9 protein-coding genes are annotated in these 13,050 nt (G+C 69.1%); 1 reads left to right on the top strand and 8 read right to left on the bottom strand.

The features are described 5' to 3' along the window. Positions 1-26: 26 nt before the first annotated feature. The 7 genes from OG210_RS24940 to OG210_RS24970 all read right to left on the bottom strand — a co-directional run bounded on the left by OG210_RS24940 (position 27) and on the right by OG210_RS24970 (position 9,189). Positions 27-743, bottom strand: a complete 717-nt coding sequence (locus tag OG210_RS24940) for an ABC transporter ATP-binding protein (RefSeq protein WP_328325527.1) — start codon at positions 741-743, stop codon at positions 27-29. Further along, positions 740-1,660, bottom strand: coding sequence for an ABC transporter ATP-binding protein (locus OG210_RS24945; protein WP_328325526.1), 921 nt, complete (start codon positions 1,658-1,660; stop codon positions 740-742). The genes OG210_RS24940 and OG210_RS24945 overlap by 4 nt, the downstream gene beginning before the upstream one ends. Positions 1,661-1,668: 8 nt before the next feature. Then, complete coding sequence (locus OG210_RS24950) at positions 1,669-3,510, bottom strand: branched-chain amino acid ABC transporter permease (RefSeq protein WP_328325525.1); 1,842 nt, start codon at positions 3,508-3,510, stop codon at positions 1,669-1,671. Between the two features lie 5 nt (positions 3,511-3,515). After that, positions 3,516-4,448 carry a branched-chain amino acid ABC transporter permease gene (locus tag OG210_RS24955; RefSeq protein ID WP_266858047.1) on the bottom strand — a complete coding sequence of 311 codons (933 nt, stop codon included), beginning with the start codon at positions 4,446-4,448 and terminating at the stop codon, positions 3,516-3,518. A gap of 103 nt (positions 4,449-4,551) precedes the next feature. Continuing rightward, positions 4,552-5,781, bottom strand: a complete 1,230-nt coding sequence (locus tag OG210_RS24960; protein ID WP_328325524.1) for a branched-chain amino acid ABC transporter substrate-binding protein — start codon at positions 5,779-5,781, stop codon at positions 4,552-4,554. A 561-nt stretch (positions 5,782-6,342) separates the two neighbouring features. Next, positions 6,343-6,816, bottom strand: a complete 474-nt coding sequence (locus OG210_RS24965; RefSeq protein ID WP_328325523.1) for a hotdog fold thioesterase — start codon at positions 6,814-6,816, stop codon at positions 6,343-6,345. A gap of 93 nt (positions 6,817-6,909) precedes the next feature. Continuing rightward, on the bottom strand, positions 6,910-9,189 hold the full coding sequence (locus OG210_RS24970) for an FdhF/YdeP family oxidoreductase (protein ID WP_328325522.1): 2,280 nt from the start codon (positions 9,187-9,189) through the stop codon (positions 6,910-6,912). Between the two features lie 123 nt (positions 9,190-9,312). On the opposite strand from OG210_RS24970, the gene polA reads away from it, so the two are divergent. Further along, positions 9,313-12,024 (top strand): DNA polymerase I, encoded by a 2,712-nt coding sequence (polA, locus tag OG210_RS24975; protein WP_328325521.1) that lies wholly within the window; start codon positions 9,313-9,315, stop codon positions 12,022-12,024. Positions 12,025-12,226: 202 nt separating this feature from the next. Here the strand turns inward: polA and OG210_RS24980 are convergent, their stop codons facing one another. Further along, a complete protein-coding gene (locus OG210_RS24980; RefSeq protein ID WP_328325520.1) occupies positions 12,227-12,937 on the bottom strand; it encodes a TetR/AcrR family transcriptional regulator in 711 nt (236 codons plus the stop codon). Between the last annotated feature and the right edge of the window lie 113 nt (positions 12,938-13,050).

Raw genomic sequence — 13,050 nt, forward strand, 5'->3', positions numbered from 1 at the left:
CCGGCTGTGTGCTGCGCGGACCGTGTTCAGTCTTCGCCGAGGTACGCCTTGCGGACCGACTCGTCGTGCAGCAGGTCGTCACCGGTGCCGGAGAGCGAGATCTTGCCGATCTCCATGACGTACCCGTGGTCGGCCAGCGAGAGCGCGGCCTGCGCGTTCTGCTCGACGAGCAGGATCGTCATGCCCTGGGACTTGAGCTCGACGATGGTCTCCATGATCTTCTGCATCATGATCGGCGAGAGGCCCATGGAGGGCTCGTCCAGCATCAGCAGCTTGGGCTGCGACATCAGTGCCCGGCCCATGGCGAGCATCTGCTGCTCACCGCCGGACAGGGTGCCCGCTGCCTGCTTCCGTCGTTCGCCCAGGATCGGGAAGAGGTCGTAGGCGCGCTGGATGTCCTTCTCGATGCCTTCCTTGTCGTCCCTGAGGAACGCTCCGAGCTGGAGGTTCTCGAAGATCGACAGGCGCGGGAAGATGTGCCGGCCCTCGGGGGAGTGGGCCAGGCCGAGGGCGACGACCTTGTGGGCCGGGATGCCCGCGAGCGGTTTCCCGTCGAAGGCGATGGTGCCGCCGGCCGGTTTGATCAGCCCGGAGAGGGTGCGCAGGGTGGTGGTCTTGCCGGCGCCGTTGGTGCCGATCAGGGTGACGACCTGGCCGGCTTCGACGGTGAAGGAGATGCCCTTGACGGCCTCGATCTTGCCGTAGGCGACCCTGAGGTCCTGGACCTCCAGGAGAGCGGTCACTGGGTGTCTCCTTCGGTACCGGTGGCGCTGGTGGTACTGGTGGTGCTGGTGGGACCTGCCGCGCTCTGGGCCTCGGCCGCTTCGACCTCGGCCACCTCCTCGTCGCCCGGCGCGCCTTCGAAGGGCGTTCCGAGGTAGGCCGCGATGACGCGTTCGTCGCCCTGGACCACCTCCGATGTGCCTTCGACGAGCTTCTCGCCCTGGACGAGGACGGCGACCCGGTCGCAGAGGTTGAAGATGAACCGCATGTCGTGCTCGATGACGAGTACGGCGATGCCCTGGTCCCGGATGGCGAAGACGAGCTCTTCGGTGGCGCGGGTCTCCTGAGGGTTCATCCCGGCGGTGGGTTCGTCGAGCAGCAGCAGGCCGGGTTCGCTGGCGAGGGCGCGGGCGATTTCGAGCTTGCGCTGTTCGCCGTAAGGGAGGTTGCGCGCGAGGTGGCCGGCCTTGTGGGCGAGGCCGATGAACTCCAGGAGTTCCATGGCCCGTTCGCGGGACTTGGCCTCGGCCCGGTGGAAGCCGGGGCCGCGCAGGATGGCGGACCAGAGGCCCTCCTTGGTCCTGGTGTGGCGTCCGACGAGGACGTTCTCCAGGACCGTCATATTGGCGAAGAGCCGGATGTTCTGGAAGGTGCGGGCGATGCCTGCCTTGGTGACGAGGTGCGGTTTGGGCGGCAGGACGGTGCCCTTGTAGCTGACCTTGCCCTCGGTGGGGACGTAGAGGCCGGTGAGGCAGTTGAAGAAGGTGGTCTTGCCGGCGCCGTTGGGGCCGATGAGGCCGACGATCTCTCCGGCGTTGACGGTGAGGTCGACGTCGCGGACGGCGGTGAGGCCGCCGAAGCGCATGATGACGCCTTCGGCCCGGAGCACGGGGGCGCCGGTGGATTCCGGGGCCGGTGCGGTCGTTTGCGTGGTCATGTCGTTCCTCACGCCCCTGCCTTGCCTGCGGGGACGGTTTCGTCGCCGGTTGTGCGTTGTTCCGGCAGGTCGGGTGCGCTGTCCTCGTGGAATTCGAGCTGGCGCCGCCGGTTGGCGATGACGCCCTCGGGGCGGAAGCGCATCAGCAGGACGAGTGCGATGCCGAAGGCGAGCAGTTCGTACTGCTTGAGGAAGCCGAGCTTCTCCGGGATGAGGTAGAGGAAGGTGGCACCGAGGATCGGGCCGCCGACCGTACCCATACCGCCGAGCACCACCGCGGCGAGCAGGAAGGCCGAGTTGGGCGGGGCGGCTCCGGCGAACTGGTACGGGGCGGGGGTGACGCTGTAGGTCACGTGTGCGCTGACCGTACCGGCGAGGCCCGCGAGGGTGGCGCCGAGTGCGAAGGCGATGAGCTTGACCCGGAAGCCGTTGATGCCCATGGCGGTGGCTGCTGTCTCGTCCTCACGGATGGCGATCCAGGAGCGTCCGATCCGGGAGTCGGCTGCGCGGTTGAAGACGAGGACGACGAGTCCGGTGATCACCAGCATGAGCAGGAAGTAGTTGGCGAACCGGCCGAGGGTGAAGCCCGCGATGTCGTGGGACGCGCCGAGGTTGAACCCGAAGAGTTCCAGGTCCGGGATGGAGGGGATGCCGTTGGGGCCGTTGGTGACGTCGGGTCCCGACGAGCCGTCCAGGCTGTTCACGGCGATGCGGAAGATCTCTCCGAAGCCCAGGGTGACGATCGCGAGGTAGTCGCCGCGCAGTCGCAGGGTGGGTGCGCCGATGAGGACGCCGAAGATCAGGGAGGCTGCCATTCCGGTCAGGGCGGCTGCCCAGAACGGGAACTGGACGCCGGAGAAGGTGGAGAACTCGGAGCCGGAGACCAGTGCTGCGGCGTAGGCGCCGACGCCGAGGAAGGCGACGTATCCGAGGTCGAGGAGCCCGGTGAGGCCGACGACGATGTTGAGGCCGAGGGCGACGGTTCCGAAGATGAGGATGTTCACGCCGAGGTTGGCGTTGTGGTCCTGGCTCTGGGTGAACGGGAAGATCGCTGCGGCGAGGAACGCCATGGAGGTGGCGAATCCTTTGTGCCGGGCGTTGAGTTCGGAGAAGCGGTCGGTGAGTCCGGCGCCGAAGAGTGCCCAGGCGTTGAAGACGACGAGCAGGACGAACGAGACGAAGACTTCCGGCTGTTCGTCGGGGACGCCGATGCCGTACGTGAAGACGATCAGGCCGAGCACGGTGGCGGCGGTGATGACCACGCGCTGTCCCCAGGCGGGGAGCGCCTGGGCTGCCGGGATCGGGTCGGCCTTGGCGAAGTAGGACTTCGCTGTGGCGCCGGGCCGGGGGAGTGCGAGTGTGCCGATGAGGGCGACTGCGGCGCCGACGGCGGCGATCCAGCCGCCGGGGTCGAGGTTGATGAGCCCGCCGAGTTCGAAGGCGATGGCGAGGACGACGTACCAGACGACGGCGAACGCGGCGAGCGCCGCGAGGAAGACCGGGGCGGTCGCGCCGCTGGGGTTGAGCCAGCGCAGTCCGCGTACGCGGGCGTGGCTGAGGACGAAGAGGAGGGTGACGACTCCGCCGATGACCGCGAGGAACTGGAGTCCTGAGGGGTTTCCTGAGTAGGTCAGGTCGTCGGCGAAGCCGGGTTCCCAGGTCCAGGAGAGGAAGGCGCTCACGATGGTGATGACGGCGCCGGCGATGGTGAGTGCGCGGGCGGCGGCCTGCGGGAGCGGGATCAGCGGCGGGGCGCCGGCGGGCTGTGCGGGCTGGTTCGTCCCGTCGGCGGCATCGGCGGTGTCGGCCGGGTCAAGCCCGTTGTTCTCGCTGTTCTCGTTGGGTTCCATGTCCGTCACGCCCTGTCCGCGACGCGTTCGCCCAGTAGACCTTGTGGTCGTAGGAGCAGTACGAGAATCAGCAGGACGAAGGCCCAGACCGCGGACCACGCCTGGCCGCCGAGCTGGTGCATACCGGGGACCTGGTCGATGTACGCGGTGGCCATGACTTCGGCGACACCGAGGACGAGACCGCCGAGCATGGCGCCGTAGATGTTGCCGATGCCGCCGAGTACGGCCGCGGTGAAGGCCTTGAGGCCGGCCTGGAAGCCCATGCTGTAGTCGACGTTGCCGATCTTGAAGCCGTACGCGATGCCGGCGACGGCGGCGAAGAGGCCGCCGATGGCGAACGCGATGACGATGATGCGGTTGGTGTCGATGCCCATGAGCTGGGCGGTGTCGGGGTCCTGGGCGGTGGCCTGCATGGCGCGGCCGGTGCGGGAGGTCCGGGTGAAGACGGCGAGCGCGGCCATGCAGAGGGGGGCCGCGATGATCAGGAAGAGGTCGCCGCTCTGGATGTCGATGGAGCCGAGGTGGTACGGGCCGCCGGGCAGTGGCGGGAAGACGCGGGCGTTCTCCGCACCGGGGTACCAGTTGAAGACTGCCTGCTGCAGTGCGAGGGAGAGGCCGATCGCGGTGATGAGCGGTGCGAGCCGTGGTGCGCCGCGCAGGGGCCGGTAGGCGAAGCGTTCGGCTCCGACGGCGACGAGTACGGCGACGATAGCGCCGCCCACCAGCATGGCCGGCAGGGCTATCCACATCGAAGTGCCGTCGGGCAGCACGTACATGTAGACCGTCAGGGCGCCGAAGCCGCCGGTCATGAATATCTCGCCGTGGGCGAAGTTGATGAGCTGGACGATGCCGTACACCATCGTGTATCCGATGGCGATCAGCCCGTACATCGAGCCGAGGAACAGCCCGTTGGCCAGCTGTTGCGGCAGGGAGTTCACCGCATGGCCTCCATGTGGGTGGGAAGGGAGCAAGGGGAGACTGCGGGCCGCGCGGTGACTCGTGGTCGTGGCCGCGCGGCCCTGTGCACTGCGGTGTTCCGGGTCAGCCGGCCGGCGTGTAGACGCCGCTCTTCACGGCCTTCCAGGCGCCGTTCTTGACCTGGTAGACGGTGAGCTGCTTGTTGGTGGTGTCGCCGTACTGGTCGAACGAGACGTGACCTGCGATGCCGTCGAAGTCCGTCTTCTGGACCGCGGCGACGATCTGCTGGCGGGCGTCGGACGGGACCTTGCCGTCCTTCACCACAGAGCCCACTGCCTTGATGATGGCGGTGGCGGCGTCGTAGGAGTATCCGCCGTAAGTCCCGTAGTCACCGGTGTACTTGGCGGCCTTGTACTTCGCGATGAAGTCCTTGGCGGCGGGCAGGGACTCGACGGGGACACCGACGGAGGTGGCGAGGTCGCCCTCGGCCGCCTTGCCCGCGGTCTTGATGTAGGTGGGCGAGAACATGCCGTCGCCGCCCATGAGCGGGATGTGGGCGCCGGCGTCCTTGAGCTGCTTGGTGATGATCTGGGACTCGTCGTACTGGCCGCCGTAGTACAGGATGTCGGCGCCGGAGTTCTTGATCTTGGTGACGAGGGTGGAGAAGTCCTTGTCCCCGGTGTTGACGTGGTCCTGGCCGGCTAGCTTGCCGCCCGCCTTCAGGAAGTTGGCCTTGAAGAGCTTGGCGAGGCCGGCGCCGTAGGTCTGCTTGTCGTCGACGACGAAGACCTTCTTCTTCTTGAGCGTCTGCCCGGCGTACTGCGCGGCGAAGCCGCCCTGGAGGGCGTCCGTGGTCGCGGTGCGGAAGTACGTCTTGTACGGGCGGGTCTTCGAGGTCTGCCAGTTCTTGCCCTGGGTGAGCTCGGGGGCGGTGTTCGCCGGCGAGATCTCGACCAGGTTGGCGGTGGCGAAGACCTGCTGCATGGTCTGTGCGACACCGGAGTTGAGCGGTCCGACGACGCCCAGGACGTTGTTGTCCGCGACGAGCGCGGAGGCGTTCTGCTGGCCGGTCGGCGGCAGGGCCTTGTCGTCCAGCGCCTTGATGGTGAACTTCACGCCGGGCACGGTGTTGTTCTTGTTCGCGTCATCGATGGCGACCTTGACGCCGCCCTGGATGCCGAGGCCGGTGGCGGAGTTCGCTCCGGTGAGCGGCGCGTCGACGCCGATGACGACCTCGGTCTTGCCGCCGCTGCTGCCCTTGCTGTCCTTGTTGTCGCGCGATCCACAAGCGGTGAGTGTCAGTGCGCCTGTGGTCAGCACGGTGGTGAGTATGAGCAACGAACGCTGTCGCACGATGAATCCTCTCCCTGGCGCCGCCGCCTCTGCTGAGGCGCCGTAGGTCTCGCCGGGCCGTACTGGACTGGTGCTGGGCCGTGCTGCAGACGCGCCCGGCGGCGCGGTGACTGGGCGTGACTCTAAGCGCAGGTGGCGGAAGTGCGGACCGTTGAAGGTCAGGATGTGACTGTCTTGTTATGCCCGGAGAGGCGAACAGCAGGCGCACTGCGGACAGTTGGGAGAAATGCGGTCACCATGTATCTGCCCGGGATGTGAGAACGCGCAGTTCCGCTAAGGGGCTTGAGGCAATCTTGGTGCTGTCGGCGGGTGCGCGGTACGGGTGGCGCGAAGCCGCCGTCGGGCGGGCCGGCGGCGGGGCGCGGGGGCGCTGCGGAATCCCTCATTCATCGCGTTCTTGTCACGCAGCGTTACGTGAAGTGCGACGGCCGGTGTTCTGGGTGACGGGCCGCCCGGCCGCTGGGGCGTGTCCGTGGAGCCGCCTCGCCGCCCGGAGGGCGCGTGGGCCGGCCAGGAGGGTGGGCCGGGGTCAGCCAGTGGGGTCGTCGGAGGCGGGCCGGGTCAGCCAGTGGGGCCGTCGGGGGTGGCGTCGCGCAGCAAGCAGGTGAGCCGGGCGGTGCAGACCCGCTTGTCCTGTTCGTCGGTGATGACGATCTCGTACGTCGCGGTGGAGCGGCCGCGGTGGACCGGGGTGGCCACGCCGGTGACCAGCCCGCTGCGGGCGCCGCGGTGGTGGGTGCAGTTGAGGTCGACGCCGACGGCGAGCTTGGAGGGGCCGCCGTGCAGCATCGAGCCGACGGACCCGAGGGTCTCGGCGAGCACGGCGGACGCGCCGCCGTGCAGCAGGCCGTACGGCTGGGTGTTGCCCTCGACCGGCATGGTGCCGACGACCCGGTCGGCGGCGGCCTCGATGATCCGTACGCCCATCCGCTCGCCGAGATGACCGGCGGAGAACAGCGCGGGCAGGTCGACACCGAGCACGGCGTACTCGTCGATGACCTCTTGAGGGAACTTCACGGTGGTCTGCTCGCCCATGGTGGTCCGGCTCCGATCGTCGTGGCGGCTGCTGCGCCGGCTGCGGGCAGCGGACCGCTGGCGTGTCCGCTGCCCGGCGGCCTGAGCGAACGCTCAGGCCGTGCCGGATTGTTCCAGACGGACCACCACGGACTTGCTCGTGGGGGTGTTGCTGATGTCTGCGGTCGCGTCCAGCGGGACCAGGACGTTCGTCTCCGGGTAGTACGCGGCGGCGCAGCCGCGGGTGGTCGGGTAGTGCACCACCCGGAAGCCGGGCGCGCGCCGCTCGACGCCGTCCTTCCACTCGCTGACCAGATCGGTGTACGAGCCGTCGGCGAAGCCGAGCTCGTGGGCGTCGTCCGGGTTGACCAGGACGACGCGGCGGCCGCCCGTGATGCCGCGGTAGCGGTCGTCGAGGCCGTAGATCGTGGTGTTGTACTGGTCGTGCGAGCGCATGGTCTGCAGCAGCAGCCGCCCCTCGGGGAGCTTCGGGTACTCGACGGGCGCGGCGGTGAAGTTCGCCTTGCCGGTGGCTGTGGGGAAGCGGCGCTCGTCACGCGGGGCGTGCGGGAGGGCGAAGCCTCCGGGCACGGCGACGCGGGTGTTGAAGTCCTCGAAGCCCGGCACGACCCGCGAGATCCGGTCGCGGATCGTGGCGTAGTCCTTCTCGAACTCCTCCCAGCCGATGGCGGATTCGGCGCCGAGGACCGCGCGCGCCATCCGGGCGACGATGGCCGGCTCGGAGAGGAGCCGAGGGCCCGCGGGGGCGAGGTTGCCCCGGGAGGCATGGACGAGCCCCATGGAGTCCTCGACGGTGACGAACTGCTTTCCGCTCGCCTGGACGTCCTTGTCGGTGCGCCCCAGGGTGGGGAGGATCAGGGCGCGGGTGCCGGTGACAGCGTGCGAGCGGTTCAGCTTGGTCGACACGTGCACGGTGAGCGAGGCACGGCGCATCGCTGCCTCGGTCACATCGGTGTCGGGTGTCGCGCCCACGAAGTTCCCGCCCATGGCGAAGAAGACCTTGGCCTGGCCGTCGCGCAGCGCCTCGATGGCGCGGACGACGTCGAAGCCGTGGTGGCGGGGCGAGGTGATCCCGAATTCCTTGTCCAGCGCGTCGAGGAATGCCGGATCGGGCCGCTCGAAGATGCCCATGGTGCGGTCGCCCTGGACGTTGGAGTGCCCGCGGACGGGACAGACGCCGGCGCCGGTGCGGCCGATGTTCCCGCGCAGCAGCAGGAAGTTGACGACTTCGCGGATGGTCGGCACCGAGTGCTTGTGCTGGGTCAGACCCATGGCCCAGCAGACTATGGTCCGCTTGGAGGCCAGGACCATCGCGAGGGCCTGCTCGATGTCCGTGCGGGAGAGACCGGTGGCGGTGAGCGTCGCGTCCCAGTCGGCGGCGCGCGCGGCTGCCGCGAACTCCTCGTATCCGTGGGTGTGTTCGCGTACGAACAGCTCGTCGGTCGCGCCCTCGGTCTCGATGATCAGTTTGTTCAGGAGGCGGAAGAGCGCCTGGTCGCCGCCGATGCGGATCTGCAGGAAGAGGTCGGTGAGAGCCGCTCCCCTGATCATGCCCTGCGGGGTCTGCGGGTTCTTGAAGCGCTCAAGGCCCGCCTCGGGCAGCGGGTTCACGGAGATGATCTTCGCGCCCGCGGCCTTGGCCTTCTCCAGTGCGGAGAGCATCCGCGGGTGGTTGGTGCCCGGGTTCTGCCCGGCGACGATGATCAGGTCCGCCTGGTGCATGTCGTCGAGGGAGACGCTGCCCTTGCCGATGCCGATGGTCTCCGCGAGAGCCGAGCCGGACGACTCGTGACACATGTTGGAGCAGTCGGGCAGGTTGTTGGTGCCGTAGGCGCGGGCGAAGAGCTGGAGCAGGAACGCGGCTTCGTTGCTGGTGCGGCCCGAGGTGTAGAAGAGCGCCTCGTCGGGGGAGTCCAGCGCCCGCAGGTCCTCGGCGATGATCTCGAAGGCGCGCTCCCAGCTGACCGGCTCGTACCGGTCGCCGCCCTCGGGCAGGAGCATCGGCTCGGTGATCCGGCCCTGCTGTCCCAGCCAGTAGCCACTGCGCGAGGCGAGATCGGCGACCGGGTGCTCGGCGAAGAAGGCGGGAGTGACCCGGCGCAGCGTCGCCTCCTCGGCGACGGCCTTGGCGCCGTTCTCGCAGAATTCCGCGGTGTGCCGCTTGTCGCCCTCGGGCCAGGCGCAGCCGGGGCAGTCGAAACCGCCCTTCTGATTGACCTTGAGCAGCGTCCTCGCGGTCCGCACCACGCCCATCTGCTGCTGTGCGATCTGCAGGGTGTGGCCGATGGCGGGCAGACCGGCGGCGGCATGATGCGGGGCCGTGACCTGCGGTGCGTCCTGGACCGGGTCACCTGTGGGCGGCTTGGCAGCCATGGCGCTCCCCTTCGAGCGGGCGGATCGACGTACAGCCCCGATCCTGTCACGTGCCACTGACAGCGGTTCCGGTGAGGTGTCCGGAGGTCTGGATTGTCAGTGCTCCGTGGCAGGATCGGACCCGTGGCAAAGACAGCATCGAAGCAGACCGCAGACACCCGCCCCCGCCTGCTCCTCATGGACGGGCACTCTCTGGCGTACCGGGCGTTCTTCGCGCTGCCCGCGGAGAACTTCACGACCGCGAGCGGTCAGACGACGAACGCCGTCTACGGCTTCGCGTCGATGCTGGCGAACACGTTGCGTGATGAGGCGCCCACCCACTTCGCGGTGGCTTTCGACGTCTCCCGCAAGACCTGGCGCGCGGACGAGTTCCCCGAGTACAAGGCGAACCGTTCCAAGACGCCCGACGAGTTCAAGGGCCAGGTCGAGCTGATCGGCGAGGTACTGGACACGATGCGGGTGGACCGCTTCGCGATCGAGGGCTTCGAGGCGGACGACGTCATCGCGACGCTCGCCACCCAGGCGGAGGCGGCCGGTTTCGAGGTACTGATCGTCACCGGCGACCGGGACTCGTTCCAGCTGATCACCGACCACGTCACCGTGCTGTACCCGACCAAGGGCGTCTCCGAGCTCACCCGCTTCACACCGGAGAAGGTCGAAGAGAAGTACGGGCTGACCCCGCAGCAGTACCCGGACTTCGCGGCGCTGCGCGGCGACCCCTCGGACAACCTTCCGGGCATCCCCGGTGTCGGCGAGAAGACGGCCGCGAAGTGGATCAACCAGTTCGGTTCGTTCGCCGAGCTGGTGGAGCGCGCCGAGGAGGTCAAGGGCAAGGCCGGGCAGAATTTCCGCGACCACCTGGACTCGGTGCGGCTCAACCGCCGGCTCACCGAGATGGTCCGCGATGTCGAGCTGCCGAAGGGCCCGGCGGACCTGGAGCGCGCCGCGTACGACCGGGAGGCGTTCGCGCACGTACTGGATGTGCTGGAGATCCGGAACCCGAGCCTGCGCGAGCGGCTGCTGGCCGTCGACCCGGGTGCGGCGGACGAAGCGGACCAGGCCCCGGCCGCCGGAGTGGAGCTGGACGGCTCCGTGCTGGCCTCCGGGGAGCTGGCGCCCTGGCTGGCCGAGCACGGCGGGCAGCCGCTGGGCATGGCCACCGTGGAGAGCTGGGCGCTGGGCACCGGAAGCGTCCGCGAGATCGCGCTCGCCGCGGCGGACGGTCCCGCCGCCTGGTTCGACACGACTCAGCTGGACGAGGCCGACGAGCAGGCCTTCGCCGCCTGGATCGCGGATCCGGAACGCCCCAAGGTCATGCACAACGCGAAGAACGCGATGCGGGTCTTCCCCGAGCACGGGTGGAGCGTCGGGGGCGTCGCGATGGACACCGCGCTCGCCGCCTATCTGGTGAAGCCGGGCCGGCGCTCCTTCGCGCTGGAGCCGCTGGCCGTGGAGTACCTGGGCCGGGAGCTCGCCCCGGCGGCCTCCGCCGACGGCCAGCTCGCCTTCGGTACGGATGAGCAGGCCGAGGCCGAGTCCCTGATGACCCAGGCGCGCGCGGTCCTCGACCTCGGCGACGCGTTCGACGAGCGGCTCAAGGAGGTCGGCGCCGCCGGACTGCTGCACGATGTGGAGCTGCCGACATCGATCCTGCTGGCCCGGCTGGAACGGCACGGCATCGCCGCCGACCGGGCCCATCTGGAGGGGATGGAGCAGCAGTTCGCCGGTGCGGTGCAGCAGGCGGTGAAGGAGGCGCACGCGGCGGTCGGGCACGAGTTCAACCTCGGCTCGCCCAAGCAGCTGCAGGAGGTCTTCTTCACCGAGCTCGGTCTGCCCAAGACGAAGAAGACCAAGACCGGGTACACGACGGACGCGGACGCGCTGGCCTGGCTGGCCGCGCAGACCGAGCACGACCTGCCGGTGATCATGCTGCGCCACCGGGAGCAGGCCAAGCTGCGGGTGACCGTCGAGGGCCTGATCAAGATGGTGGCCGCGGACGGCCGGATCCACACCACCTTCAACCAGACGGTGGCGGCGACGGGCCGGCTGTCGTCCACCGACCCCAACCTGCAGAACATCCCGGTGCGTACGGACGAGGGCCGGGCCATCCGCCGCGGTTTCGTCGTCGGCGAGGGGTACGAATCGCTGATGACCGCCGACTACAGCCAGATCGAACTGCGGGTGATGGCACACCTCTCGGAGGACGCCGGGCTGATCGAGGCGTTCACCTCCGGCGAGGATCTGCACACCACGGTCGCCTCACAGGTGTTCGGGGTGGAGAAGTCCGCCGTCGACCCGGAGATGCGGCGCAAGATCAAGGCGATGTCGTACGGACTGGCCTACGGGCTCTCGGCGTTCGGCCTCTCCCAGCAGCTGAACATCGAGGCCGGCGAGGCGCGCGGGCTGATGGACACCTTCTTCGAGCGGTTCGGCGGGGTGCGGGACTATCTGCAGCGCGTCGTCGAGGAGGCTCGCGCCACCGGGTACACCGAGACGATGCTGGGCCGCCGCCGCTATCTGCCCGACCTCAACAGCGACAACCGCCAGCGCCGTGAGATGGCCGAGCGGATGGCCCTCAACGCCCCCATCCAGGGCACCGCTGCGGACATCGTCAAGGTCGCGATGCTGAAGGTGGACCGAGCCCTGACCGGGGCCGGGCTGGCCTCGCGGATGCTGCTCCAGGTGCACGACGAAATCGTGCTGGAGATCGCCTCCGGCGAGCGCAAGCAGGTGGAGGAGATCCTCCGCAGGGAGATGGCGGCCGCGGCAGAACTGCGGGCCCCGCTCGATGTGTCGGTGGGCGTCGGCGCGGACTGGGAGTCCGCCGCACACTGACCCGCAGCCGCGGCACCGGCATCAGTCCGGCGATCGGGTGGACGGGCCCCTCCGCGGGGCGTCCACTCCATGGCGGTACTGCTGCCCGGCCGGGGTATGTCGTACAGGGCGCCGACTGCGGCGATCAGGGCTACGGAGCGGGTGGTGGACCGGCGGGCGGCGCCCCGGTCACGCCCCGGGGGGTGGCTGGGTGGCGCCCCGGTCACCCCCGCGCGCGTTCGATGCGCAGTGCCACGCCGTCGAGGAAGGTCGACAGGACCATCTCGAAGACTTCCTCGTCCTTGCGGAAGAGTTCGGTGAGGCGGGCCGCGCTCTGCTGGAGCAGCGGGAAGCGGTCGGCGGGCAGCAGGCCGTACTTGACGGACCAGGCGGTGTCGTCCTTGGCCTGGGTGTCGGCGTCGAGGACGAGGAACGAGGCGTTGGTGTGGATGAACGCCAGCGTCAGGTCCACGGCCATCCGGTAGCACTCGGCCGCCTCGATCGCGGGCAGTCCGGCCTGGTGGAGTACTCCGATGATCTCCTCGACGCTCTCGGTCTCCGCCGGTCCGGCAGTGGTGCGTCCGGCGGCGAGTACGGCGAGGGCCGGGCGGCGCAGATAGACGGTGCGCAGTGCGCGGGCGTTGGCGGTGAGCCAGCCGCGCCAGTCCTCGCGGCCCGGCGCGGTGGCAGCGGTGAGTTCCTCCGACTCCCGGACCAGCATTTCGCCGAGCGCGAGGACGAGTTCGTCCTTGTCGCGGAAGTGCCGGTAGACGGCGGTGGGGTCGGCGCCGAGCTCTTTGCCGAGCCGGTTGAAGGTCAGGACCGCACCGCCCTCGGGTGAGCACACGTGCAGTGCCGCCTCCAGGATCGACTCCCTGGTGAGTGCCGCCCTGCGTGTGCGACCTGCCACTGCGGTCGGTTCGGCCTGCCCCATGTGCGCTCCCTCTGTCGGCCGGCTCCGTGGCGACCGGGTTGATCCGATCGTAACCGTGCACCGTTGTCAACGCCATTGACAGTGGGATTGTCATCGGCTTTGCTGCTCGATCA

Source organism: Streptomyces sp. NBC_00466, from assembly GCF_041433995.1.
Lineage (GTDB): Bacteria > Actinomycetota > Actinomycetes > Streptomycetales > Streptomycetaceae > Streptomyces.

Coding starts and splice junctions, on each gene's coding strand:
- OG210_RS24950 (WP_328325525.1), bottom strand. CDS start 3,510: ATGGAACCCAACGAGAACAGCGAGAACAACGGGCTTGACCCGGCCGAC.
- OG210_RS24970 (WP_328325522.1), bottom strand. CDS start 9,189: ATGGCTGCCAAGCCGCCCACAGGTGACCCGGTCCAGGACGCACCGCAG.
- OG210_RS24965 (WP_328325523.1), bottom strand. CDS start 6,816: ATGGGCGAGCAGACCACCGTGAAGTTCCCTCAAGAGGTCATCGACGAG.
- OG210_RS24945 (WP_328325526.1), bottom strand. CDS start 1,660: ATGACCACGCAAACGACCGCACCGGCCCCGGAATCCACCGGCGCCCCC.
- OG210_RS24980 (WP_328325520.1), bottom strand. CDS start 12,937: ATGGGGCAGGCCGAACCGACCGCAGTGGCAGGTCGCACACGCAGGGCG.